The 25,868-nt window shown below is 55.3% G+C and carries 13 protein-coding genes and 1 pseudogene; 2 read left to right on the top strand and 12 right to left on the bottom strand.

Annotated features, from left to right (window positions below):
* Positions 1 to 77: 77 nt before the first annotated feature.
* The 12 genes and pseudogenes from MHH28_RS13065 to MHH28_RS13120 form a co-directional block, all read right to left on the bottom strand.
* Entirely contained in the window at positions 78 to 2,408 is a 2,331-nt protein-coding gene (locus MHH28_RS13065) for a hypothetical protein (RefSeq protein ID WP_405115525.1), read from the bottom strand.
* Between the two features lie 31 nt (positions 2,409 to 2,439).
* Positions 2,440 to 3,651: a hypothetical protein gene (locus tag MHH28_RS13070; RefSeq protein WP_405115527.1), complete on the bottom strand. Its 1,212-nt coding sequence runs from the start codon at positions 3,649 to 3,651 to the stop codon at positions 2,440 to 2,442.
* Between the two features lie 65 nt (positions 3,652 to 3,716).
* Positions 3,717 to 4,937 carry a collagen-like protein gene (locus MHH28_RS13075; protein ID WP_405115529.1) on the bottom strand — a complete coding sequence of 407 codons (1,221 nt, stop codon included), beginning with the start codon at positions 4,935 to 4,937 and terminating at the stop codon, positions 3,717 to 3,719.
* A 316-nt stretch (positions 4,938 to 5,253) separates the two neighbouring features.
* Entirely contained in the window at positions 5,254 to 6,348 is a 1,095-nt protein-coding gene (locus MHH28_RS13080; protein ID WP_405115531.1) for a hypothetical protein, read from the bottom strand.
* Positions 6,349 to 6,376: 28 nt separating this feature from the next.
* Positions 6,377 to 7,471 carry a hypothetical protein gene (locus MHH28_RS13085; protein ID WP_405115533.1) on the bottom strand — a complete coding sequence of 365 codons (1,095 nt, stop codon included), beginning with the start codon at positions 7,469 to 7,471 and terminating at the stop codon, positions 6,377 to 6,379.
* A 182-nt stretch (positions 7,472 to 7,653) separates the two neighbouring features.
* Positions 7,654 to 14,478: a hypothetical protein gene (locus MHH28_RS13090; protein ID WP_405117062.1), complete on the bottom strand. Its 6,825-nt coding sequence runs from the start codon at positions 14,476 to 14,478 to the stop codon at positions 7,654 to 7,656.
* Positions 14,479 to 15,254: 776 nt separating this feature from the next.
* Positions 15,255 to 15,842: pseudogene (locus tag MHH28_RS13095) on the bottom strand (hypothetical protein); the annotation flags it as partial.
* Positions 15,843 to 15,857: 15 nt separating this feature from the next.
* Positions 15,858 to 17,621 (bottom strand): glycosyltransferase, encoded by a 1,764-nt coding sequence (locus MHH28_RS13100; RefSeq protein ID WP_405115535.1) that lies wholly within the window; start codon positions 17,619 to 17,621, stop codon positions 15,858 to 15,860.
* Positions 17,622 to 17,805: 184 nt separating this feature from the next.
* Positions 17,806 to 18,855 (bottom strand): sugar phosphate nucleotidyltransferase, encoded by a 1,050-nt coding sequence (locus MHH28_RS13105; protein ID WP_405115537.1) that lies wholly within the window; start codon positions 18,853 to 18,855, stop codon positions 17,806 to 17,808.
* A gap of 18 nt (positions 18,856 to 18,873) precedes the next feature.
* A complete protein-coding gene (locus MHH28_RS13110; protein WP_405115539.1) occupies positions 18,874 to 19,647 on the bottom strand; it encodes a hypothetical protein in 774 nt (257 codons plus the stop codon).
* A gap of 66 nt (positions 19,648 to 19,713) precedes the next feature.
* Positions 19,714 to 20,940: a glycosyltransferase family 2 protein gene (locus tag MHH28_RS13115; protein WP_405115541.1), complete on the bottom strand. Its 1,227-nt coding sequence runs from the start codon at positions 20,938 to 20,940 to the stop codon at positions 19,714 to 19,716.
* Positions 20,937 to 22,040, bottom strand: coding sequence for a glycosyltransferase (locus MHH28_RS13120; RefSeq protein WP_405115543.1), 1,104 nt, complete (start codon positions 22,038 to 22,040; stop codon positions 20,937 to 20,939). Before MHH28_RS13120 ends, MHH28_RS13115 begins: the two co-directional genes overlap by 4 nt.
* A gap of 201 nt (positions 22,041 to 22,241) precedes the next feature.
* On the opposite strand from MHH28_RS13120, the gene MHH28_RS13125 reads away from it, so the two are divergent.
* Positions 22,242 to 23,438: a glycosyltransferase gene (locus tag MHH28_RS13125; RefSeq protein ID WP_405115545.1), complete on the top strand. Its 1,197-nt coding sequence runs from the start codon at positions 22,242 to 22,244 to the stop codon at positions 23,436 to 23,438.
* 185 nt (positions 23,439 to 23,623) lie between these two features.
* A complete protein-coding gene (locus MHH28_RS13130; protein ID WP_405117065.1) occupies positions 23,624 to 25,828 on the top strand; it encodes a glycosyltransferase in 2,205 nt (734 codons plus the stop codon).
* Positions 25,829 to 25,868: the final 40 nt, after the last annotated feature.

Genomic DNA, 25,868 nt, shown 5'->3' on the forward strand with positions numbered 1-25,868 from the left:
GCAACCCCTCAGACCTCTTAGTCTAAGGAGTTGTTCTGGGGTGTTATCTGGATGCACAGGGGTATCACGGTCTCACTTTACTTGCTTTGTGTTTTGTATACCCCGTTAGTCAAGGTATAAGGCAATGGCTGGTTGACGGATCCAGCTGGAAGATCGAAGGTCAGTACGGCCAGATCATCCACGCTTACCGAGTAAACATGCTGAGTTCCGATAACCATAATATAACGGCTGTCCCTGGTGAAATTGATTCCTCCCTGGAAGGTGTAATCCGTCATTGGAATCGTTCTTGAAGTGAACTCACTGGTCGAGAAGAGCACCAGCTCCGTTGTTCCCTGGATGCAGATCCAGTTCTCATCCGGTGACAGGACGATGGCGAACTGAGTATCGGTACCGGGGTAGGTATCTAAATAGATCAACTTTTGGAAACGGGAGATTCCTGTCACAAGATCTGGGGTCATTCCGCTGCCCATAACATAAGAATCACCATTCTTCAAATGAAGCAAGCCTGAGGTCACGGCAGCGTTGCCAGTGTAATCTCGACTGTCAAAAGAACTTAACATGACATAACTATAATAATATTGAAGGCTATTAGGAGTCAGCCAAACCTCTTGACTATCCGGTGTAACTCCCAGAGGGTTGGAGAAGGAAGGATTCTGTGTCGGTGCATTCTGAATTGTCATGAGGGGCCCGATAACTGTATTTGTTGCGATTTCATAGGCATAGAGCGGGTGTGCATTATAGAATGGTACTGAAGACGCTTGTGGGTAGACATAGAAGAAGGCATAGCTGCCATCCGGTGCAACTGCTGAGAATAGAACGTTAGTTGGAAAAACCAGTGTATTGACAGTGGTCCCTTGTACAAGATCATGGACTTGAACCTTCGTGCTTATATCATCTGAAATAAAGAGATATCTCTGATCCGGGGTCAACAGCAGATCTGAAGGCTTCATGCCGTCATCCAATGTTATTCCCCAATCGACTACATCCTGCAGCGTGTTGTAACGGTATAGCATATCCGATACTGCGTAGTAGATATAACGTCCATCCGCTGACGCAACATACACCGAATTGGATGGTGTAACGGTATTGTCGTACATAGGGACAGATTGCACCAGACCAAGGACAGCATCGAAAATTTGAACTGCGCCTGAAGCAAGATAATATACCGTTCTGTCTCTGACGTAAGGCCGGCCTCCATCGACCACTTCCGCCAGTAAATAACTGTTCTCCACTCGTACATCAACACGATTATCCGGCACAGGCTGATCTATCTTCACTTGTAAGGAGTACACTCCGGCCCCTCCGGCATCATATTGAGTCAGACTGAAGGGGCACTCCACACTCGCCCGCTCGCCTCCTGGGAAGCTGTCAGAGCTTTGCTGTATAGAGTAGAAAGAGAAACTCTGGATTACTGTGTCGTTGAAGAGTACATTGGCAACGATAGCCACCCGCATGGCGGTCAAATACGGCAGGAAGCTCACCTGAATATTTCCTTGCAACAACACATTCGATCCTTCATCAATCGTTGATTGAGGCAGGGCGAGAACCGTCTGGAAGTCATAGGTCAGGCCGATAGGGTCTGCTGAATAAAGATACTGCGGAGGAGGCAAGTGTTCTCCGGTGATACCTTGCGGACCCGTAAGACCGGCCGGACCCGTAGGACCTTTGCCTCCTGTCCCTGTCGCCCCCTGTTCCCCTGTCAATCCTGTAACGCCTCTGGGTCCGGTTATCCCCTTCCGGCCTCCGCCGGTCGCTCCTGTTACAGCAGCGCCGGTTGCTCCGGCGGGACCCGCCCCCGTCTGGCCGGTCACTCCGGTTGCTCCCGCCGGCCCGGCGGTGCCGCCGGTCGATCCGGTGGCATCTGCACCGGTCGCTCCGGTGTCTCCGGTGGGGCCGGTCATCCCGTACCCCGTCGGGCCCATCGGTCCATGGGCCCCGCCGTTACCCTGAAAGCCCGGATAACCCGTGACTCCTGTCTGACCGGTCGCTCCGGTCGGGCCGGTAATGCCTTCGGCCGCTCTGATCGCGTTTACCGAAGCAATACCCGCGACAGCTCTTCCTATGAAGGGATTGCCTTTGATATTACTATAACTGACCACCCGTGCCTGGATACTGTAAGCATACGTTCCCGGATTCCCCGGATGGTTGACTGTAACCTGCAGCGTTCTGGCCGCTTCCTCTGTGCCGTTATGTGTCAATGTCACCAATTGGGTCTGAATGAGACTTCCCGAGAGGGTAATAGCCAGTTCAATGCCCAGTTGGGAGGGTCCGGTTGTCAGGCTCTGGAAGACAAGCGGGATATGGAAAGTTACCAGCGTCTGGGGTTGAGGTGTTTCGATTTGAAGCGTCTCTGTCAGATAGACTGCCGGTCCTGGCGTTCCGAGCAGAAGAGACGTAAGATTCGACATTGTTTCACCACTCCTTTGAAATTCCCGCGCATCAGGTATTCTCGGACAGTACAGTTGAGGTTAAAGTACCATGAGCGGTTACTGCCCACTGATCATTAATGTCTGCCGTAGCCCGGATAACAAGACTCATCTGTGTTGGAGGACCATCGTACATCACAACAAAAGGTATATTTTGGGATAATGCAACTTTTTGTATCCCGCTATAATTATTATACTGATAGTAGATATTCCCATCACTGTCTGTGAGAATAAGCGTTATCTGCAGACCTTTGGTAGGGAACTGAGCGCCGGGACCTGACCACCGGAGCTCCACAATGCCGGAAACCTGGCAACGTGCCGTCCCGATGGAGCTTGCCGGAAGAGATACTACTGTAACGGGAGTGTTAAATTGGGACGGAATTAAAGAAATTGAATTAATAGTATAGAGTAATGTTGGAATGTAGGAACCATCGGCTGGCGCTCCTGTAGGACCCCTGGCTCCGGCGGGTCCCCTGTCTCCCGGCTCATTGCCTGATCCCGCTGGTCCAGTATCACCTGTCGCTCCAGTACGGCCGGTGAGGCCAGTATTTCCTATAGCTCCAATCCCCGTAACTCCAACAGCACCGGCTCCTGTTCTTCCCGCAGGACCGGTTACACTGGCCCCCGTCATACCTGTTGCTCCTTTGGGTCCGGGAGAACCTCCAATGTACGCGGTCGCTCCGGTCGCTCCGGTTGGACCTGTAACTCCAGTAGCTCCCGGAAGGGACGGCCCCGGATCTCCCTGGGAGCCATCTGGTCCTGGAGAGCCTGTGGGTCCAGTTAGACCCGTAAGACCGGTTGGGCCTTTAGGACCGATTGGGCCGGACAATAGGACCGGGCCCGGGCCATTCTGCAGCAGCGGCGAACCGACCCTGACCGCAGAAGCGATATTCTGACCGTAAAGTCCCTTGAGCCTCAATTCATAGCGGTGAACTCCTGCAGGCACCTGATCAGCGAATCTTATGATTGCTTCTGTCTGGATCAGCCCGGCTGCCAAGGTCTGCGATTCAACCGATACAGCGCCCGCTGCAATACGTGCATTGCCTCTCCACAGCTCATAATCCAGATAGAGGTGATACTTTCCCGGACTGGGGATATCCAGCAACAGGGGAACAACCAACCGCATTTCCGCATCAGCAATCTGCTGCTCCACATCTGTTCGGATGCCTGTAAGAATCAGCATATTGCCGCTTCCCAGAAGAAGCGACGAATAGATTTCCGTCACGTATACTCAACTCCTTATCCCTAAGATGCTTTGCTTTGCTATGAATCGTTCCGATCGCGCCCGAATCAGTTGCCCTCCACGTACACTTTGGCTGTTGCATTGAATGACGTATAAGCGATAGATGTGTTAGTAGAGATCTGGAAGACCTGCGCTGTCAGAGTATACACATTCTGACCAGTCGGCGGATTATTATCAATCTCAAAGAACGCCAGCCCTGTACTGGAAGGAATAGAAATGTCTACACCGCTATAGCTGTATCTCAATACCCAGAAACGGGGAGAGCTTACTGGCTGGCCATTCCGGTGAACTTGGTAATAAATCACATTCTGGAACTCATTGTTCGGGGGATTTCCATACGCAATCTGAAGTGTTCCCTCGATAACTACACAGTGGTCTGCCGCATCAATCTGTACCGGAGGAAGCTGGCCTACAACACTTCCTTCAATGGGGCTATGGACCAGCAGGGTATCACTTACAACCACTGGCAACGACCGGCTGGGTCCAGGGGCACCTGTTGCTCCTGTGGGACCCGTTGGGCCGGCAATGGTTGATCCCGGTCCGGTCTGGCCGGTTACTCCCTTGGCTCCGGTCGCTCCCGTTGGACCGGCGGGGCCGGGGCCGGTTGGACCGGTTGCTCCGATTCCTGTTGCTCCGGCCGGGCCGGGAATACCGAGGCCCGTTACCCCCGTATTTCCGGTCACGCCGGTTTCGCTTCCTAAGCTAACCACTATACCTGTTGCTCCAATGGCCCCTCTTATCCCTTTCGTTCCGGCTTCGGCCGTGCTGCCGGTGTCTCCCATCGGGCCTTGGGTACCCGTAGTGCCTTTTACCCCCCTGTTGCCAAAGTGGCCCGTTTCTCCCGTCGGACCCGTGGGACCTACATCTTCTGCGGCCACCGAGGATCCCTGGACGGAAACGGAAGGAATACCGAGCAGTGGATTCGCCTGGATGTTCTGATAAGACAGAACACTCAGTTCTATCTCAAAGCGCTGTTCTCCCTGGCCAAATCTGCCCGTGATGCTTGCATTCACATCTGCAGACAGAGAATCGCCGGCAGCAATGGCGCTGCCTATATAGGGATCAGTCAGGGTATGAAGAACCTGGCCGTCCTTCAGAACAGTCAACCCGATGATTAAGTGATAACTGCCGGACACTGCCGGCTTGAACGACAGAGGTACGCTGAAATCAATTTGGGACAAGGGATGGCTAACTTCAAGCAATACAGGACTATTCAGCCTGATTGCCGCTCCCGGATTTCCCAGTTCAACCGGAATCAATGATGACATGTGGACACAACCCTTCTTTCTCGTTCAATTTACTTGCCTCCCGCCAGCCAATATACGGCGCTGCCCAACTACACCTCCAATCCTATTCTATGCTGCTGCCGGTTTGTCCAAGTCCACCACTATGAAGAAGAATGCTGTAAATCCACCTGGTCCGGCAGCATAGAATATTCTATGCTGGCGAATTCACTTCGTATGGGACGATGACAGCAATAGCCGCAAAGAGGCAGGTTGCCGGATGCTTTACCGTCTCTCAACAGAGAGAGGCACCGGGTAGGCTTCCGGTGCCTCTCTCTTCTTGCATAATTGCATATATGAATTAATTGATTCTGATGAGTTGAATATTAGCCGTGAAATTCGCACTTTCTCCGATGTCTTCGGCGGATTCATTGTATAAGGATACACCTTGCGCCACCGTTGTCTCTATAATGCCACCGCCCGACACGCTTGCAATACCATCATTGTCAATAGATGAGGTTGCCCCCCCACCTGGTACAGGGGCTAACTGGCCCCCTCCAGTATCAGTGTTATATAATTGGAAAGTCATTGGGCCCCCAGGATTAGGATTCTGCCCGCTAGCATAGTACTGTACATATATGGTCGCATTTGGAGGTAATAAGAAGTAATTCAAGTTATTCACAATACCTCCGCTTGTCGGCCCTGGAACATCCCAGTCGACAGAATCTCCTGCACCGCTAAGTAATTCTGTTGTTGTTGCAGAAGCGTAGTCTGCGAAGAAAGCTAGGCCGGTCATACCCGTCATACCCGTCTGCCCGGTCATACCCGTCAGTCCGGTAGCTCCCGTCAATCCCGTTAGACCCGTTAGTCCGGTAGCTCCCGTCAATCCCGTTAGACCTGTCAGTCCGGTAGCTCCTGTCAATCCGGTCAATCCCGTTAGACCTGTCAGCCCCGTCTCACCGGTAGCGCCAGTCTCTCCGGTCAGCCCCGTCTCTCCGGTCAATCCCGTCTCTCCGGTCAACCCGGTGGCTCCGCTTAGCCCTGTGACTCCGGTTAGACCCATTGGACCTTGTACCCCCGCAATACCTTGTTCACCTTGGGGGCCTGGAGGTCCTCCCGGATTCCCCGTTGCTCCTGTAGCCCCGGTAGGACCAGCCATGATGGAAGCACTGAGTACAGTCTCCAATTTGTTGGTGAGGATGAATTCCTTTTTGACAATGTCACGCATCATATTCCTTACACTGTCATTCATGGCCAGCACATCACCAATGGTTGCATCCGGAGCTGTAATCCCAGGCAAGGTTCCCAAGATATATTGCAGCTTCTCTCCTTCAGCATTGATAATATGACTGAGTCCTAGTTCTTCCATCGCAATGGAAGACAGCAGCAGATTTACAGCATCATCCCTGGTAATGTTTATCGTTGGGGTGATATTAGGCAAATTCGCCTGAGACATGGGATCATCTCCTCTGGATTAAGTTGGGTTACAGCAATTTGATAATTGAGATCGTGGCTTGCATATCGGTTACAGCAGCGCCGATATTGAACAATGTCAGGGTATTAGGATTCTCATTTATATCTGACAGGAAGACGCTGCCGCCCGCCACCATATTTACCGCTCCCTGAGCAGCAGAGGAAGCCTGGCTTGCAGGAATAGCGGTTCCGTTAAGAAGCAGCGTCAGTTCCAACCCCGCTCCGGCTGACGAAGTTGCGGTTGCCGAGAATCGGACAAAATATAGGGCAGGCTCAATAACTCCACCACCCAGATCGTTATTCTGTAGAGTAAATGCTCCACCAAGCCTGGCGATTTGCGTACCCGATTGTATACCGGTATTCGTAAAAACCACCTGGGCATTACCTGCTACATCATCTCCATCAAGATAAGCCAGCAACCGGTCTGGAGCGGGTACCCCTCCGGCGCCAGTAAAGCCGGTGACCCCGGTCACTCCAGTCAATCCGGTTAGACCCGTTAGACCTGTCGCTCCGGTTAGACCTGTCGCTCCCGTTAGACCGCTCACTCCGGTTAGACCTGTCAGACCTGTCAATCCGCTCTCCCCAGTAAGCCCGGGCATACCTGTAGCTCCAGTCACCCCTGTTGCGCCAGTAAGTCCCGTTACCCCGGTCACCCCGGTAAGCCCCGTTACGCCCATAGCCCCGGTTAATCCGGTATCCCCCGTCATCCCGGTCTCCCCGGTATCTCCTCTTTCGCCAGCCAGACCTTGCGGACCAGGCGGACCTTGATCCGGACCGGTTGGACCGGAAGATCCCGTGGCCCCGTAATCAACCGGCACTGAGAGCAGGCTCTCCAATTGACTGGTCTGCAGCCATGCGCTTTTGAGGGTCTCCCCCAACATATTCCTTATACTTGAAGTAACGTCCAGAAGATTGGAAATGTTAATGACCGGAGCCGTTACTCCGGGGAGAGTTCCCAGCGCGTACTGCAGCTTCTCCCCTTCTGCATTGATCACGTGACTAAGTCCTAGTTCTTCCATAGCGATTGCAGATAACATCATATTAACAGCGTCGCTTCTGGTGAGAGAAATGGTTGGTGTAATATTCGGCAGATTGGCTTGAGACAAATCAATCCTCTCCTTTCTTGCTTAGAATAGTCCATCATATGCCGGCTCCAATAATTGGTTCGTTCATTTGACCAGGCTATGTAAGGAAAAATATTCACCCTAATCTGCTCTACTCACATAAAAAAGAAGACCGGCACCGAATTCGGCTGGTCTTCACAAATATTGAGGCATTCCCGTCAGCTTCAACCCAGCATGATTATTGTAACTTTGGCCGGGAATACTGCGTAAGGCAATTTTTCGATTCGGTTGGTCAATTTAGTTCCCCGGAACATCAGTGCCAGTTGAATGGTTGTGGGACCATCAGCTACCAAGATATAGGTTCCATTTAATGTAGAAACAACACTGTTAATCGGAGCCGCGATCTGACTTGTATACTCTATCGCACCATTAATAAGAAGCTCAAGACCCGCTGGCCGTTCAGGAGTAGACTGGACAGTGGCTTGATACAGGATCAGGTAGTTCCCGCTACTGACCAAAAATACATCCGTGTCAGCGCTAACTGGTCCTACAGCATCACCGTTACTTGAAGTATAGATCATTTGGAAATCGGGAATCGGAAAGTCATCACTGCTAGCCTCGATTGCAGAATACTTATAAACAAATTGCGCATAATTCTGTGACAAATAACCGGTTGGACCCACAATACCCACACCCGTGGCCCCAGTCATTCCTGTAAAACCAGTGGCTCCCGTGACTCCGGTGAATCCTGTGGCTCCCGTTGCGCCGGTATCTCCCGTAGCTCCGGTAAACCCTGTGGCTCCCGTTGCGCCTGTATCTCCCGTAGCTCCGATGAATCCTGTGGCTCCCGTTGCGCCTGTATCTCCCGTAGCTCCGGTGAATCCTGTGGCTCCCGTTGCACCTGTATATCCTGTCGAACCGTCTTCTCCGTTTGAACCTCCAGCTCCAGCAAGACCACGGGGGCCACGGGGGCCACGAGTGCCTGTAGGTCCCGTAAATCCAGTAGCTCCTGTGCCCCCTGTAGCTCCGGTGGGTCCTGTAGCTCCAGTGGTCCCTGTGACTCCGGTGGCACCGGTCGCTCCGGTTTCTGTAATATTTAATCCCGTGATTCCAGTTGGACCAGTCATACCCTTTTCGCCAGTTAACCCAGTCATTCCCGTTAGCCCCGTGGCTCCGGCTTCGCCTGTGAGCCCGGTAGCTCCCGTTGCTCCGGTGAATCCTGTCGCCCCGGTCTCGCCTGTCAGACCCGTCGCTCCAGTATCACCTGTCAGTCCAGTCGCTCCGGTCTCGCCCGTAAGGCCAGTTGCTCCGGTCTCGCCCGTCTGACCCGTGGCTCCCGTTTCTCCGGTGAGTCCGGTCGCTCCCGTCTCGCCAGTGAGCCCTGTCGCCCCGGTCTCGCCCGTCAGACCAGTTGCTCCGGTATCACCTGTCAGTCCGGTCGCTCCGGTTTCTCCCGTGAACCCCGTCGCTCCACTATCACCCGTCAGACCCGTGGCACCCGTTTCTCCGGTGAATCCGGTCGCTCCCGTCAGACCCGTTGCTCCTGTCTCACCCGTTTCTCCGGTGAGTCCGGTCGCTCCGGTTTCACCCGTGAACCCCGTCACTCCAGTATCACCCGTCAGACCCGTGGCACCCGTTTCTCCGGTCAGCCCTGTCGCTCCCGTTTCTCCCGTGAGCCCTGTGGCTCCGGTCTCACCTGTCAGTCCAGTCGCTCCGGTCTCGCCCGTAAGGCCAGTTGCTCCAGTATCACCCGTCGCTCCGGTTTCTCCGGTAAGTCCCGTCGACCCGGTCTCACCTGTCAGTCCTGTAGCTCCGGTCTCGCCTGTCAGTCCTGTCGCTCCCGTTTCGCCAGTGAGCCCTGCCGCCCCGGTCTCGCCCGTCAGACCCGTGACACCCGTTTCTCCGGTGAGTCCGGTCGCTCCGGTTTCACCCGTCGACCCAGTCTCGCCCGTAAGGCCAGTCGCTCCCGTCTCGCCAGTTAACCCCGTCGCTCCGGTTTCTCCCGTAAGTCCTGTCGCTCCCGTTTCTCCCGTGAGTCCGGTCGCTCCGGTTTCACCCGTGAACCCCGTCGCTCCAGTCTCACCCGTCAGACCCGTGGCACCCGTTTCTCCGGTGAGTCCCGTGGCACCTGTTTCTCCCGTGAGTCCGGTCGCTCCCGTCTCGCCAGTGAGCCCTGTCGCTCCAGTCTCACCCGTCAGACCCGTGGCACCCGTTTCTCCGGTGAGTCCGGTCGCTCCAGTCTCACCCGTCAGTCCCGTCGCCCCGGTCTCGCCCGTAAGGCCAGTTGCTCCGGTCTCACCTGTGAGCCCTGTCGCTCCGGTTTCACCCGTGTACCCCGTCGCTCCAGTCTCGCCTGTCAGTCCGGTCGCTCCCGTTTCTCCCGTAAGTCCCGTCGCCCCGGTCTCGCCAGTGAATCCAGTGAATCCCGTCGCTCCAGTCTCACCCGTAAGCCCCGTTGCTCCCGTCTCGCCTGTCAGTCCGGTCGCTCCCGTTTCTCCCGTGAGCCCTGTGGCTCCGGTCTCACCTGTAAGTCCCGTCGCCCCGGTCTCGCCAGTGAATCCCGCCGCTCCAGTCTCACCCGTAAGCCCCGTTGCTCCCGTCTCGCCTGTAAGTCCCGTCGCTCCCGTTTCTCCCGTAAGTCCCGTTGCCCCGGTCTCGCCCGTAAGGCCAGTTGCCCCGGTCTCGCCTGTCAGTCCGGTCGCTCCCGTTTCTCCCGTAAGTCCCGTCGCTCCGGTCTCACCCGTGAACCCCGTCGCTCCAGTTTCTCCTGTAAGTCCCGTTGCCCCGGTCTCGCCCGTAAGGCCAGTCGCTCCAGTTTCTCCTGTAAGTCCCGTTGCCCCGGTCTCGCCCGTAAGGCCAGTCGCTCCAGTTTCTCCCGTAAGTCCCGTCGCCCCGGTCTCACCCGTTAACCCCGTCGCTCCAGTCTCACCCGTAAGCCCTGTTGCTCCCGTCTCGCCAGTCAGTCCGGTCGCTCCAGTCTCACCCGTCAGTCCCGTGGCACCCGTTTCTCCCGTCAGTCCCGTGGCTCCGGTCTCGCCAGTGAGTCCTGTCGCTCCCGTCTCACCTGTGAACCCCGTCGCTCCCGTCTCGCCTGTCAGTCCCGTCGCCCCGGTTTCTCCGGTCAGCCCTGTCGCTCCCGTCTCGCCAGTGAGCCCTGTCGCTCCGGTCTCACCCGTCGGTCCCGTAGCACCCGTTTCTCCCGTGAGTCCGGTCGCTCCCGTCTCACCCGTCAGTCCCGTCGCCCCGGTTTCTCCGGTCGGTCCGGTCGCTCCCGTTTCGCCAGTGAGCCCTGTCGCCCCAGTCTCGCCCGTAAGGCCAGGTGCTCCCGTTTCGCCAGTGAGCCCTGTCGCCCCAGTCTCGCCCGTAAGGCCAGGTGCTCCCGTCTCGCCAGTGAGCCCTGTCGCCCCGGTCTCACCCGTCAGTCCCGTAGCACCCGTTTCTCCCGTGAGTCCGGTCGCTCCCGTCTCGCCAGTGAGCCCTGTCGCTCCAGTCTCACCCGTAAGACCAGTTGCTCCGGTCTCACCCGTCTGCCCCGTCGCTCCGGTATCACCTGTCAGTCCTGTCGCTCCAGTCTCACCCGTCAGTCCCGTCGCTCCGGTCTCGCCTGTCAGTCCCGTCGCTCCGGTCTCGCCTGTCAGTCCCGTCGCCCCGGTCTCGCCAGTGAATCCCGTCGCTCCAGTCTCGCCTGTCAGTCCCGTCGCTCCGGTCTCGCCTGTCAGTCCCGTCGCCCCGGTCTCGCCAGTGAATCCCGTCGCTCCAGTCTCACCCGTCAGTCCCGTAGCACCCGTTTCTCCCGTGAGTCCCGTGGCACCTGTTTCTCCCGTGAGCCCTGTCGCTCCAGTCTCACCCGTAAGACCAGTTGCTCCGGTCTCACCCGTCTGCCCCGTCGCTCCGGTATCACCTGTCAGTCCTGTCGCTCCAGTCTCACCCGTCAGTCCCGTCGCTCCGGTCTCGCCCGTAAGGCCAGTTGCTCCGGTTTCACCCGTGAACCCCGTCGCTCCTGTCCCGCCTGTCAGTCCCGTCGCTCCAGTTTCTCCCGTAAGTCCCGTCGCCCCGGTCTCGCCAGTGAATCCCGTCGCTCCAGTCTCACCCGTCAGTCCCGTAGCACCCGTTTCTCCCGTGAGTCCCGTGGCACCTGTTTCTCCCGTGAGCCCTGTCGCTCCAGTCTCACCCGTAAGACCAGTTGCTCCGGTCTCACCCGTCTGCCCCGTCGCTCCGGTATCACCTGTCAGTCCTGTCGCTCCAGTCTCACCCGTAAGTCCCGTCGCCCCGGTCTCGCCAGTGAGCCCTGTCGCACCGGTCTCACCCGTCAGTCCCGTAGCACCCGTTTCTCCCGTGAGTCCGGTCGCTCCAGTCTCACCCGTAAGACCAGTTGCTCCGGTCTCACCCGTCTGCCCCGTCGCTCCGGTATCACCTGTCAGTCCTGTCGCTCCAGTCTCACCCGTCAGTCCCGTCGCTCCGGTCTCGCCCGTAAGGCCAGTTGCTCCGGTTTCACCCGTGAACCCCGTCGCTCCTGTCCCGCCTGTCAGTCCCGTCGCTCCAGTTTCTCCCGTAAGTCCCGTCGCCCCGGTCTCGCCAGTGAGCCCTGTCGCACCGGTCTCACCCGTCAGTCCCGTAGCACCCGTTTCTCCCGTAAGTCCCGTCGCCCCGGTCTCGCCAGTGAGCCCTGTCGCACCGGTCTCACCCGTCAGTCCCGTAGCACCCGTTTCTCCCGTGAGTCCCGTGGCACCTGTTTCTCCCGTGAGCCCTGTCGCTCCAGTCTCACCCGTAAGACCAGTTGCTCCGGTCTCACCCGTCTGCCCCGTCGCTCCGGTATCACCTGTCAGTCCTGTCGCTCCAGTCTCACCCGTCAGTCCCGTCGCTCCGGTCTCGCCTGTCAGTCCCGTCGCTCCGGTCTCGCCTGTCAGTCCCGTGGCCCCAGTCTCACCTGTGAACCCCGTCGCTCCCGTCTCGCCAGTGAGCCCTGTCGCACCGGTCTCACCCGTCAGTCCCGTAGCACCCGTTTCTCCCGTGAGTCCTGTGGCACCTGTTTCTCCCGTGAGCCCTGTCGCTCCAGTCTCACCCGTCAGTCCCGTCGCTCCGGTCTCACCCGTCTGCCCCGTCGCTCCGGTCTCGCCCGTAAGGCCAGTTGCTCCGGTTTCACCCGTGAACCCCGTCGCTCCCGTCCCGCCTGTCAGTCCCGTCGCTCCCGTTTCTCCCGTAAGTCCCGTCGCCCCGGTCTCGCCAGTGTATCCCGTCGCTCCAGTCTCACCCGTCAGTCCCGTAGCACCCGTTTCTCCCGTGAGCCCCGTGGCACCTGTTTCTCCCGTGAGTCCGGTCGCTCCCGTCCCGCCTGTCAGTCCCGTCGCTCCCGTTTCTCCCGTGAGCCCCGTGGCACCTGTTTCTCCCGTGAGTCCGGTCGCTCCCGTCTCGCCCGTAAGGCCAGTTGCTCCAGTCTCACCCGTCAGACCCGTGGCACCCGTTTCTCCAGTGAATCCGGTTGCTCCAGTCTCACCCGTCAGTCCCGTCGCTCCGGTCTCACCCGTCTGCCCCGTCGCTCCGGTCTCGCCCGTAAGGCCAGTTGCTCCGGTTTCACCCGTGAACCCCGTCGCTCCCGTCCCGCCTGTCAGTCCCGTTGCTCCCGTCTCGCCTGTAAGTCCTGTCGCTCCGGTTTCTCCCGTGAGCCCTGTGGCTCCGGTCTCACCTGTAAGCCCTGTCGCTCCCGTCTCACCTGTGAACCCCGTCGCTCCCGTCTCGCCTGTCAGTCCCGTCGCCCCGGTTTCTCCGGTCAGCCCTGTCGCTCCCGTCTCGCCAGTGAGCCCTGTCGCACCGGTCTCACCCGTGAGCCCCGTAGCACCTGTTTCTCCCGTGGGTCCGGTTGCTCCGGTTTCGCCTGTCAGTCCCGTCGCCCCGGTTTCTCCGGTCAGCCCTGTCGCTCCCGTCTCGCCAGTGAGCCCTGTCGCACCGGTCTCACCCGTGAGCCCCGTAGCACCTGTTTCTCCCGTGGGTCCGGTTGCTCCGGTTTCGCCTGTCAGTCCCGTCGCCCCGGTTTCTCCGGTCAGCCCTGTCGCTCCAGTCTCACCCGTCAGTCCCGTCGCCCCGGTCTCGCCCGTAAGGCCAGTTGCTCCCGTCAGACCCGTGGCACCCGTTTCTCCAGTGAATCCGGTTGCTCCGGTATCACCCGTCAGTCCCGTCGCTCCCGTTTCTCCCGTGAGCCCTGTGGCTCCGGTCTCACCTGTAAGCCCTGTCGCTCCCGTCTCACCTGTGAGCCCTGTGGCCCCGGTCTCACCCGTGCCCCCCGTCGCTCCCGTCTCACCCGTAAGCCCCGTCGCTCCCGTCTCGCCAGTAAGCCCTGTCGCTCCAGTCTCGCCTGTAAGTCCCGTCGCTCCCGTTTCTCCCGTGAGCCCTGTGGCCCCGGTCTCACCCGTGCCCCCTGTCGCTCCAGTCTCGCCCGTAAGCCCCGTCGCTCCCGTCTCACCTGTGAACCCCGTCGCTCCCGTCTCACCCGTAAGCCCCGTTGCTCCCGTCTCGCCTGTCAGCCCTGTGGCCCCGGTCTCACCCGTGCCCCCCGTCGCTCCAGTCTCACCCGTAAGCCCCGTTGCTCCCGTCTCGCCAGTGAGCCCTGTCGCTCCCGTATCGCCCGTAAGCCCCGTCGCTCCCGTTTCTCCCGTCAGTCCTGTAGCTCCCGTTTCTCCGGTGAGTCCTGTCGCTCCCGTCTCACCCGTCAGACCCGTTGCTCCCGTTTCTCCGGTCAGCCCTGTCGCTCCCGTTTCTCCCGTGAGCCCTGTGGCTCCGGTCTCGCCCGTCAGTCCCGTAGCACCAGTATCACCTGTCAGTCCCGTCGCTCCAGTCTCACCCGTAAGCCCCGTTGCTCCCGTCTCGCCAGTCAGCCCTGTCGCCCCGGTATCACCCGTGAACCCCGTCGCTCCCGTCTCGCCCGTCAGTCCCGTCGCCCCGGTATTACCCGTGAACCCCGTCACTCCAGTTTCCCCTGTGAGTCCGGTTACCCCGGTCACGCCCGTGAGCCCCGTTGCCCCAGTTCTACCCGTAAGCCCTGTTAATCCGGTCATACCGGTCACACCCGGTGCTCCTGTTCTACCTTGCAATCCGGTTGTCCCTCTGGTTCCTGCATTTCCTGAATTCCCTCTAGATCCGGTTGTTCCTGTAGGTCCTGGAGGCCCGGTTATGCCTGTAGGGCCTGTAGGGCCTGTAGCTCCCATGCCCATAAGTATCAACTCCTCGCTTTTCTTAATTCAAGGACAATTACACAGTTGTTTCATCATCTGACCTTAATTCCTCATATAATGAAGAAACGGGTACAGCATCCTCTTGTAAGAGGAAGGTATCCGTTTCACGAACTAATCAAAGAGCAGATTACTCCACCCTATAATTAAGTCAGAGCAAACACATTGACCGCAGAATTCTGGAATGCATAAGCAACGTTCTGTATATTTGTAGATGTCGTAGTCGAATTCTGCATAAGTACAACCTGTACTTGTATGGGTCCTTGTGAAGCGTTGAGGATACGCACTGCCGACACTGGAACTACAGGCTTATTGGAAGTACTGATAGCCCCCGAATAAAAAATAGATCCTTGATCCAACTGGAGCCCAGTACCATCGTTAATATCAATCATCAATGCAAGACCTGGCGCAGTCCCTGAGGGAAACCTCACCGAAGCTTGATAGGAGAAATAATAAAAATGCCCGCCTGGAAGTTCAAAAGTATTTCCTCCCACCACTGTAACTCCTGATGCATTGTATACTTGAAAGCTTCCAATAGGTGTGTTCTCTCCTGCTGATGGGGTAGAATTCTGGCTTGTAAAGCAACCAAAAATAGTGGAAATGGAACCCGTTGCTCCTGTATTTCCCGTATTCCCAGTCAGCCCGGTTGCTCCTGTAACTCCTGTCATTCCAGTTGCTCCCGTAACCCCCGTGTGACCTGTTACTCCGGTTGATCCTGCCCCTGTCATTCCCGTCATCCCTGTATTTCCTGTTACTCCCGTTGCTCCTGCCCCTGTCATTCCCGTCATGCCTGTATTTCCTGTTACTCCCGTTACTCCTGCCCCTGTCATTCCCGTCATCCCTGTATTTCCTGTTACTCCCGTTGCTCCTGCCCCTGTCATTCCCGTCATGCCTGTATTTCCTGTTACTCCCGTTACTCCTGCCCCTGTCATTCCCGTCATCCCTGTATTTCCTGTTACTCCCGTTACTCCTGCCCCTGTCATTCCCGTCATCCCTGTATTTCCTGTTACTCCCGTTACTCCTGCCCCTGTCATTCCCGTCATCCCTGTATTTCCTGTTACTCCGGTAAATCCTGTAACTCCGTCGGAACCATTCGCTCCACCGGCTCCATTAGTACCTTGCGGTCCTCGCAATCCCGTTGTTCCGGTTGGTCCTGTTGGTCCCGTTACTCCTGTTGGTCCTATACTCATATCCTTCTTCCCCTTTCACAGAACAGAATGATTATTGTCTTGGTACTGTCCGAAGTTCTTATTATCAAGAAGAGTAATTGATATTGACTGATTCAGAATTCCGGGAATAGCAACAAACTCACCGCTGACAGGATTACAGCCGAGGATAGCCTCCCGGTGAGCCAGACGATTACGCCGGACCCGCCAGAGTTTTCGGTCTATTTCTCCTGCCTGCCAGCATAGATTAAGAGTGAACATAGTTTCATGCATATCATTAGAATTCTTCATAATGGCCAGTGTCTCCAGGTCATCGCTGCTGATGTCTTCATAAGGATTCAACCACAGCACATAAGGAGTAGTGAGATCCTCCTTCATCCTCTTCCAGAGCTGAAACGGATCTTCATCGTCGGAGAGATGAAGGACATGCCCCTCTAATTCATCCGCAAACGTTGCAGCATCCCCCCCCACACCCGCAGCGATAATAATCCAATCATCTGCCAGCGGCTTCCATTTCTCCGCCCAAATGTGAAGGGCGGAGCGGGGACCGTCTTCCTTGCGCAACAGCACTGCAAGGGTCCAGGTGTTCTGCGGAGCGGGAGTCTGGGGAGGGGGGTTCTGCCGAAGTGAAGGCCCGAAGACCACCGGGAAGCCCGAGGGAAGCGCTGCTTCTGCTATAACCTTCCCTTTTAACTGTGCCAGCTTCTCGGCAGCCATTATGAATCCAGGAGAATAGTGCAGCGCTCTGCGATACCAGATTTCAGCGTCAACGGGCATTCCGCACATTTCGTAGCAGTTGCCCATATAATAGCAAGGATAGAAGGTTCCCGCTCCAGAGAGAACCATATTGTGCAGAGCATTCTCTCCAAGGTCCAGACAATGCTCGAAAGCGGAGATTGCAGCCTCCACCTGCCCGATGTTCATCAGGATACAGCCTTTGTACAGATGCAGGTCAACATAATCCGGGTAGAGGCTGATGGCTTTGTCAATGCCGGGCCAGCCTTCCCTGAAGCTGCCCATTGTCACCAGACAGCTGTATTTGAGCTTGTAAAAGAGTGAAGGCGGCAGCCTATTCTGTCTCAGTGAAGCGGCAATCGCCAGATTCACCTGCTGGAAGGCAGACGCGTACTCCCCGGTCCGTTGATATTCACTTGCGATATGATACAGACTCCACGGATCGGGATTCGGATGACCTGAGACAGATTGCTGCAGCAGCTTCAGATTACGTTCATGTTTGGACTTAAGAGATGTAACGGATTCCAGATAGCCATAATGGAATAACCGGACTGGAAGCCGAATTGGGGGACTTGAAGCTTCGCCGGCATGTTGTCCGGGCAAGCTCAGTTGTTCATGAATGTCTCCTGTGAACTGAATCCCCTCCCCATTGCGGAACAGACGGCACTGTTCCAGCCGGTAAGCTTCATCCGGCCGAGGCCGGAAAGGGCTGCTGAAATGGACCGTTTCAAGAGAAACCAGCTTACTGTCACGGAGGCCGTCCACCTGTCTGAGCATAACGGCCTCGGCTTCGGCAATCTCTTCATCCGCATCCATCCACAACACCCATTCCCCTGTTGCATGACGGAGACTATAATTTCGGGCTTCCGCGAAGCTATCCTTCCAGGGATACTGGAGGATCTTCGCGCCAAGACCGTGAGCAACATCCATCGTTCTGTCACGGGAGCCTGTATCTACGACAATGATCTCATCCACACCCTGCCGCACGCTTGACAGACAACGCCCGATCCATGATTCTTCATCTTTGACAATCATACACAAGGAGATTAATGGGACGTTCGCCTTCATTGCCTTCTGGCATATTGGAGCTGCCTCCTCTCTTAATGGATTTACCGGACTGCGCAGACGCACTGGGCAGAGTGATGTGAGTGCGAATTAACATCACTTCTCTACCTTATGAAGGTATCCGACAGCATAGAACATTGTCGGATAAAGTCGGACAGCCCATGTCTATTCGTAAGCCTATATGACATCAATCGCAAGGAATGCCCTCTTTCCTGGTCTGCGTATCCGGCGCAGGAAGCAGTTGCTTCAGATGGTCCGCTGCATCCTTCCGTGCGACAAGAATACCTCCCGGACCTGCAGCCACAATCACATCGTCCAGTCCGACAAGCATCACGGGAATGTCCAGTTCATTGACAATCTGACAATTCGATGAATCTGCGCTGATCTGGCCCCATCCCAGAACAGAGGACGCTATCTCTTCGGATAATGTATTCCAGGTGCCTAGATCCTTCCAGCTATTCAGATAAGGCACACAGATAAGCCGCCTATTTCCTTCCAGCACCTCAATGTCGAAGCTGCTCTTGGGAAGGCGGTGATAGTGGTGCTGTAATTCCGCATAATCCGCCGGGAAGCCGGCCGACTCCAGCCGGCTGAGCAGATCGCGGAGGCGGAAAGCGAAGATGCCGCAATTCCACATCGCCTGCTGCGCCAGCAGCGCCTCTGCCGCTGGTCTGTCTGGTTTCTCTACGAAGCGATCCACGTTTACATACCCTTGCTGCTCCAGATTCCTGTCAGTTGAGACTGATGAAGGGGATGGGACAATATACCCATATTTCTCTGACGGACCAGCGGGTCTCGCCCCAAGCAGCGCGATCTCCGCATCCGAATGATGAAGTGCCTGCTCCAGTTCTGCCAGCTTGAAGAAGAAATCATCGCTGACATAAGCATCTACTGGCAGTACAATCACCGTCTCCTCTGGGGCAATCTTCTCCACCGAATATAAATAGGCTGCGGCGAGACTGACTGCCGGGAAGGTATCTCTGCGCCGGGGTTCAATGATGATCGGCAGAACGGCGCCAAGCTGCTTCCTGATCAGATTCTCTTGACCGCTTGACGTTGCAATATAGGCTTCATCCCCAAGACCCGCAGCAGACAACTGCCGCCAGATCCGTTGAAGCATGGATTCGCGGCCGCCGCCTGGAGCGGGCAGAACCTGCAGGAACTGCTTGCTGCGGATACTGCTGGAGAGCGGCCACAGGCGAATACCGGAACCGCCGGATAGAAGTACCAGCTTCATGGTTATACCTCCGTTCCGCTATTCGAAATGGTCGGCTGTAAGATTAAATGCGCCGAATTGCTCTTCGGTATCGCAGAAGGTTAACAGCCCGTATTTTTTACGATTATCCAGATATTGAGGGATGCCCGCTTTTCTCAATCCGTCGCTTACGATGACATATTCATGGCGGCCGCTGCCGTCTTCATAGCGGACATGATCCAGAATTTCATAACGCATCAGATAGGTGCAGTGGATAACATCCACTTGCAGCAATCCCTTGACTATCTGATACAAATACAGGGGATAATGCTCAGAGTGCTTCAAATAACCGTCCTCATCTACCACATTATGGTAGTTGGAATAGTAGCTCAAGGGTGACTCTGCCAATGTAAGCAAAGGGCCCACCACAGGCAGATTCGTGGAAAGCAGGCTCTCCAGCGTATCTGAGATGATGAAATTATCACAATCCGGTACAAAATAGTGTGAGTTTCTCGATTTGGCCCATTCTATGGACTCCTGCCGCAGCCTCGCCATTACCCTAAGACGAAGGTAATTCCAGTCATGCGGAGTATAGTCCTGGACGGGCTCTTCCACATCACTGGCATCGAAATGAACCTCATGGTATCGTTCACCGACCCGTTCTACCCACTCTTCAAGAATTTCCTTGGTCCGGTCATTGTTGTTGTTCGTGCGAATGTACAGATTGATCCGCGATGCCGGGTAGGTCTGCTTCTCAATCAGTTCCAGATAGAGCGGTAGCACATGTCCCTTGTCCTTGGCCAGTATAGCGATGGTTACCAGATCCTGCTCCATAATTCCCCTCCTTGATCACTATGAGTTTATTTCCCTATATATCCACTGATGCTGCCCTCTGCCGCCTTACACTTCCGCATACTCGGACTTGCGGCTAATAGTAACCCGGCTGATGTGACCGAAGAATGCATTCTGTCGCGGCTCCTCAATATCCTCCGGGTAGATCCTTTCGCCCGCTTGCAGGATCATATAACGCGGACCATCCGCACTGCTGATAGAGACTACATTGTACCGGTGGAATAATGAACGCTTCAGTCCCGCGAACCTCCGGCGTTCCTCCCCATCCAGGTAATCCCCTTCCTTCAGCCAGAGAATATAAGGCTCCTTGGCCATATGGCTGATCCATTCCCTGCACATCTGCACATCCACCTTCCCCTTCACGGTATATACCTCCTTGGTGTAGCGTGCAGCGGTCTGCGCAATGCGTTCATTGTTCGTGGGGTCCAGTATAATCACTTGTTCTGCCAGCCCGGCAAAAGATTCCAGCGTCTGCTCCAGCGCCTCTTCATCCCCGGACGCAATGATCCCCACGCTGAGGCGGATGGGGGGAGCATACAGCAGGGAGTGAATATCCGCCCCCCATTTTTGAAAAGCCTTCGTCTTGTTCTCCTTCATTAAGGTAGATAAGTCGAAGGAAGCACTCTGTCCCATACTGGCGTGACCGATATGGTGAATGAACGAATCCTCGGCAACAAGCAGCTTGTAGCCGTGCTGGACCGCACGCAGACACAAATCGTCATCCTCATAATTCCCCAGGCCGTAACGTTCATCGAAGAAGCCTATCTCATCCATTACACTGCGTTTGACCAGCAGACAGAAGCCGATCAGGCGGGCAACCTCCTGAACCTGGCCCCGCTTCGACTCACAGTACTCTGCCGCAAAGGGCTCCATATCCCTCAATTCACTGTAGGTCACCGGAATACGCTGATGCCCGCTGATGTAGTTCGTCACAGGACCTGTCATACCGACAGTGCTGTCACTGTTCAGAGCACGGAGCATGGGCGCCAGCCAGCCGGGCGGAACCACCGTGTCATTGTTCAGGAAGAGGAACGCTTCTCCTTCCGCTACCTCGGCTCCTTGGTTGCAGCCCTTGGCGAAACCCAGATTCTCCTTATTCTCAATCAGCTTCACTTCAGGATAATACGTCTTCAGGAAATGCACTGTTTCGTCGCTTGAATGATTGTCTACGACGATAATCTCATGCTCTTCCGGAGTATTTCTCTTGATGCTCTCCAGACATTGAACAGTTAACAGAAGCTGATTAAGGGTGAGAATAATGATGCTCGTCTTCATACGGTCAACTCCTTTCGTTCTTCAAAGACAGGGGTGTCTATCTCAATATGACTGCTTCCCAACAGGTTCCGATAATAATTCCGGTTATATTGGACACTGAAGTGGGCAGGGTACTGGGCATAGGCAATCTCATTGCAGAAGTCGGCATACTGATGTTGACCAAGCTTGTCATAGCAGATACAGAGCTGCAGATTCGGCAGCCATGTACCGGCAGAGTATTCTTCCGTTCCCGGCTCTCCCCTCTTAGGCAAGGTTGTTGCCAGTTTGAACCAGTAGAGCGCCTGCTCGTATTGCAGCAAATCCATGAAATAATAACCTATCTTACAGCAGGTCTCCGCCCGCGGGAGATCATAATCGAATGAGCGGCACAAGGCTGGTAGCTGCTCCTGCTTTTGCCCTAGCGCCTCATAACTGTCCGCCATTCTCATACATGCCTGAATATTATCCTCTACCCAGCCCTCTCCGTCTGCCAGGAAGCGTCTATAGTTCTCCAGTGCCTCATGATAGTAGGCATGATCGTATAGCTCGTTGGCATAATACAGCCGGTCTCTTGGAGAGAACGGCTTGTCATCGGCTATCATTTTGCGGTAAATATCCAGATTGCGTTCGGTGTATTCCTTATCTTTCTTGTGCGTAATACTTATATCGCTATCGAGTGTCGGCGGGGTCACCTCAATATATTCGTGCACATCGCCAATCCACTGGAACTGGCAGTCACGCCGGAGCAGGCGGTTTCGCCTCAAGCTATAGAGAGGCTTCCCGTCGTCATCTGTGGATAGGACATAATTCATGGCAACCGAATGATATTCGGAAGACAAAGAGGCCTTCAAGGCCTTGAACCGTTCCCGGTCCGTCTCCTCTATAACATCATCCGCGTCAAGCCACATCACATACTCGCAGGATGCATGACTGAATGAGTAGTTGCGTGCGGCTGCGAAATCCTGTATCCACTCAAAATCATAGAGCCTGGCCCCATAACCAGCCGCAATCTCTTTCGTACGGTCCGTGGAGCCGGTGTCCACGATGACGATCTCATCCACAAGATCCGCTACCGATGACAGGCATCGACCCAGACTCTTCTCCTCATTGCATACAATCATACACAAGCTGATCGTCGGCAAGTCTTCTCCTCCCTCTTGCACAATCTGAATTTCCGGACTTACCGGATTTCTCGTATATGTATATGCCGGCCCTGCCGGATCATTCGGCCGGATTTCTCCGAATGATTTCCATTCCTGCTCATAAGCTAGTACAGAATCTTCACACTGTATATGTATTCCAGTTGATACTAGGAGGAAGACATGGATACCATTCCCCCCTCGCTCTATAATCGTTTCTATCGTTACGGAACCGGCTGCAGGATCGCCTTGGGCGGTGTGTTGTCTTTGCCGGAGCAGACAGCAATCGGAGCCGGCGTGCTGGTGCGGGAAGGCTACCGGTGGGAGATTCCCTCTCCCGACAAGAATGGCTCGCCCCGGATTGTAATCGGAGACCGCTGTGAATGCAGCCGTTTCCTTACAATCCATGCAACCGGCAAGGTGGAACTGAAGGCGGACGTAATGACAGGTCCGCATGTATTTATTACTGACGTCATGCAAGCTTGGGAGAGGGATGATCGCGGCCCTGCCAGAGTTACCATCGGGGAGAGCTCCTGGATCGGCGCACATTCCTCGATTCTGGGCCATGTGAAGATTGGCAAAGGCTGTGTGGTCGGTGCAGGCAGCGTGGTCCTGCAGGATGTGCCGGATTATTGCGTAGTCGCCGGCAATCCGGCCGAATTCCGCCGGATTTACGAGCCTGCTTCCGGAGAGTGGATCAGGGTACACAGCGAAGCAGAAGCGCGGGAGGTACTCGCACGCAGAAGGGTGGAGCCGCTGCTATCCATTTGCTTGCCGGTACACAACCAGACTGAAGCGCTGAGAAGCTGCCTGGAGTCGATCTATGCCCAGACTGATGATGCAGGGTTAATCGAGGTGTGCATCTACGATGATGCTTCAACAGAGGAGACTGGGGAAATAGCCAGCTACTACGAGAATCTGTACCGCAGCCTCCGCTATTTCCGCAATCCGGCTCCCGTGGTCCACAGTCTCCTTAACGTTCAGGCCGCGGACATGGCACGCGGTAAGTTTATAATGCTGCACGACCCAGGGAGACCTTTGCTCCATGACTCTCTAGTTCCGTTTCTGAATGTGCTGCATACACATCCAGACTGCTCCATCATACTGACACAGCGCTCACCTCTACGCCGCACCTCCCAGCCGGAACGGTATGAAGGGCTATCCGAATATGTCAGACATACGGCAGCGCGCTCTGTCTCTCCTCTCCCGCTTGTTCTGAACAGACTGGGCTGGGAAGAAGCGGCCTATTCTGTGCAAGCCCAGGATGATCTGGACCCATGGGTGTCTAGGCAATATGCAATGTTGCAATCCAATCCGCATTTCTGCCTGTGCCGTTATACATTGACCGAGGCCGTGGAACACATCAGAACAGGAGAATGATTCCTGCTGTCTTCCAAAAAATATTGATGTTTGGCCATTGCCTGAATATACATAGACTATGCCCAGGCAGCTGGTATAACTGTAAGCTTCGGGTCCATTAAGTCCGGTAAATCACCAGAATGCCGGATTCTGAGGATAAAGGAGAGGATTTCAGCGACATGGATGACCGTAAAATTTGTTTCATTATGTGTGTAAATGATGATGAACTGGCCGAACGCAGTCAGCAAAATCTAAAACAGTTAATTAAACCGGATGGATTCACCGTAGACCTTCAAATCTTGAAGAATGCCACTAGTATGGCAGCGGGGTACGATGAGGCGATGCTCCATTCTGATGCCAAGTATAAGGTATATCTGCATCAGGATGTCCATATCCTTAATCCGAAATTTATTGCGGACATCGTCCGTCTGTTCTCTGCTCATCCATCTCTTGGTATGCTCGGTGTCGCGGGGGCCAAGGTACTGCCGTCCTCCGGTACCTGGTGGGATGCAGCCCGGAAGTACGGGAGGGTCATCGAGAGCCACACCGGGCAGCTTCAGCCGCTTGAATTCACGCAGCCGGCGGGGGACTATGAAAGTGTGGAGGCGCTCGACGGTCTGCTGATGGTTACCCAGTACGACCTGCCCTGGCGTAAGGACTTGTTCTCCGGCTGGCACTTCTATGATGCTTCGCACAGTCAGGAATTCATCAGCAGCGGCTATGAAGTAGGGGTTGTCAGGCAGCACCTGCCCTGGTGTCTGCATGACTGTGGCCCCGTAGTTACATCCAACGGCTATGAAGAGGCCCGTCGTATCTACCTCGACCAATACGGCTATGGCGCAATCCACGGCCTGCATCGGTTCTACCGGTTAGGCAGCGGATGCAATATTCATTCCTCCTGTGATCTATTTGGCACGGAAGGGGTCTCACTGGGCAATGATGTTAAGCTGCAGGCAGATTGCTGGATCATGCTCCCGTACAATAACCTCGGAGTGGAGCCGCGTATCCAGATCGGTGCGGGAAGCGATATTGGGCGCCGGTGCAGTCTGTCGGCGGTTAACCGTATCGTTATCGGCTCCCAGGTCGCCATTTCACCGGGCGTGCATATCTCCGATCACAATCTGGCTTACCAGGATACCCATTCCCCCATCCGGAAACAAGGAGTGGATTCCTGGAGCCACGCTGTGACTATCGGCTCCGGAAGCTGGATCGGCGCCAACTCTGTAATTGCCGGACAGGTATCTATCGGCAAGGGTTGCGTGATTGGTGCAGGCTCGGTTGTCATATCCGGTACGGTAATCCCCGACTATTGTGTAGCAGTGGGAGCACCTGCCAGAGTGATCAAGCAATACGATTCCAATGCCCGGAAGTGGCTGAAGATCGGCAATGTCTTATCCAGGGAACAAGAGGAGTCACCTGCAACAGAAGAGGTCTTGCCGGTACCAGAAGAAGGTATACCTGCAGACGAGAGCCTGACTGTAGCAGAAGCGGCCTTGAATGCAGAAGACCACAGCCCACCCTTGCTGCTCAGCATCTGCATCCCTACTTTTAATCGGGAAGCAGAGCTCGATCATTGCCTCAACAGTATCTACAGCCAGAACACCAGACTGGAGGATTTCGAAGTGATCATTTCGGATAATGCCTCCCCAGACCATACCGGAGAGCTTGTCCGGAAATACCAGTCACGTTATTCCAACATTCGCTACTTTCGGAACGAACATAATGAAGGAGGAGACTCCAACTTTTTGAAATGTGCTGGCTATGCCCGTGGTGAATTCATTAAGCTTCACGGTGACGATGACTACTGGCTGCCCGGCTCTCTGGATGAAGTATTCCGTCTTATTGAATACAACAAGGACTGCAGCTTACTCTTCCTGGATATCCTTGGAAACAGCGGGCAGGTTGACCGGGCTGCAGGTATAAGTAATTATGTGCAGCATGTGTCCATCTACAGCACATTTATTTCCGGGATCATTATGCGCAGGAAGGAGTATGAACAGATTCCCACTAAGGAGCTGTTCATCAACTCCAATCTTATCCAGGTCTATTTGGAGTTCTCCATTCTAGAGATTACTCCGGATTATTGTGTCTATCGCCGCAAGCTGCTGACAAGCAGCGACAAGATTACAGGAGGATACAGCTTCGCCCAGACATTCATTACATCGTATCTCAACGTTCTAAATTACTTCCGGGACAGGGGGTTGAGTGAAGCCGCTCTGGCAGCCGAGAAGAAGCATATCGCCTACACTTTTTTGCTCTGGTGGTACAACTACATGCTGGAGAGAAACTTGCAGCAGCTGCAGCCCGGTGATTTTGAAGAGGTATTGACTGCGGCTTACCGGAACGAATTATACTTTGACGATCTCCATGGACATATCAAGGCGATCCAGGCCAGACACCACTATATCTAACGTTCACAACCCTGGGCAGGCCTAAGCAGGCTTGTCCAGT

The sequence above is a fragment of the Paenibacillus sp. FSL K6-1217 genome (genome assembly GCF_045040735.1).
GTDB lineage: Bacteria > Bacillota > Bacilli > Paenibacillales > Paenibacillaceae > Paenibacillus_AQ.

Bases quoted from the DNA above. Each gene is read 5' to 3' on its own strand.
- MHH28_RS13105 (WP_405115537.1), bottom strand. From the start codon at position 18,855: ATGAAGCTGGTACTTCTATCCGGCGGTTCCGGTATTCGCCTGTGGCCG.
- MHH28_RS13125 (WP_405115545.1), top strand. From the start codon at position 22,242: ATGGATACCATTCCCCCCTCGCTCTATAATCGTTTCTATCGTTACGGA.
- MHH28_RS13130 (WP_405117065.1), top strand. From the start codon at position 23,624: ATGTGTGTAAATGATGATGAACTGGCCGAACGCAGTCAGCAAAATCTA.
- MHH28_RS13120 (WP_405115543.1), bottom strand. From the start codon at position 22,040: ATGATTGTATGCAATGAGGAGAAGAGTCTGGGTCGATGCCTGTCATCG.
- MHH28_RS13080 (WP_405115531.1), bottom strand. From the start codon at position 6,348: ATGTCTCAGGCGAATTTGCCTAATATCACCCCAACGATAAACATTACC.
- MHH28_RS13110 (WP_405115539.1), bottom strand. From the start codon at position 19,647: ATGGAGCAGGATCTGGTAACCATCGCTATACTGGCCAAGGACAAGGGA.
- MHH28_RS13115 (WP_405115541.1), bottom strand. From the start codon at position 20,940: ATGAAGACGAGCATCATTATTCTCACCCTTAATCAGCTTCTGTTAACT.
- MHH28_RS13075 (WP_405115529.1), bottom strand. From the start codon at position 4,937: ATGTCATCATTGATTCCGGTTGAACTGGGAAATCCGGGAGCGGCAATC.
- MHH28_RS13100 (WP_405115535.1), bottom strand. From the start codon at position 17,621: ATGAAGGCGAACGTCCCATTAATCTCCTTGTGTATGATTGTCAAAGAT.
- MHH28_RS13065 (WP_405115525.1), bottom strand. From the start codon at position 2,408: ATGTCGAATCTTACGTCTCTTCTGCTCGGAACGCCAGGACCGGCAGTC.
- MHH28_RS13090 (WP_405117062.1), bottom strand. From the start codon at position 14,478: ATGACCGGATTAACAGGGCTTACGGGTAGAACTGGGGCAACGGGGCTC.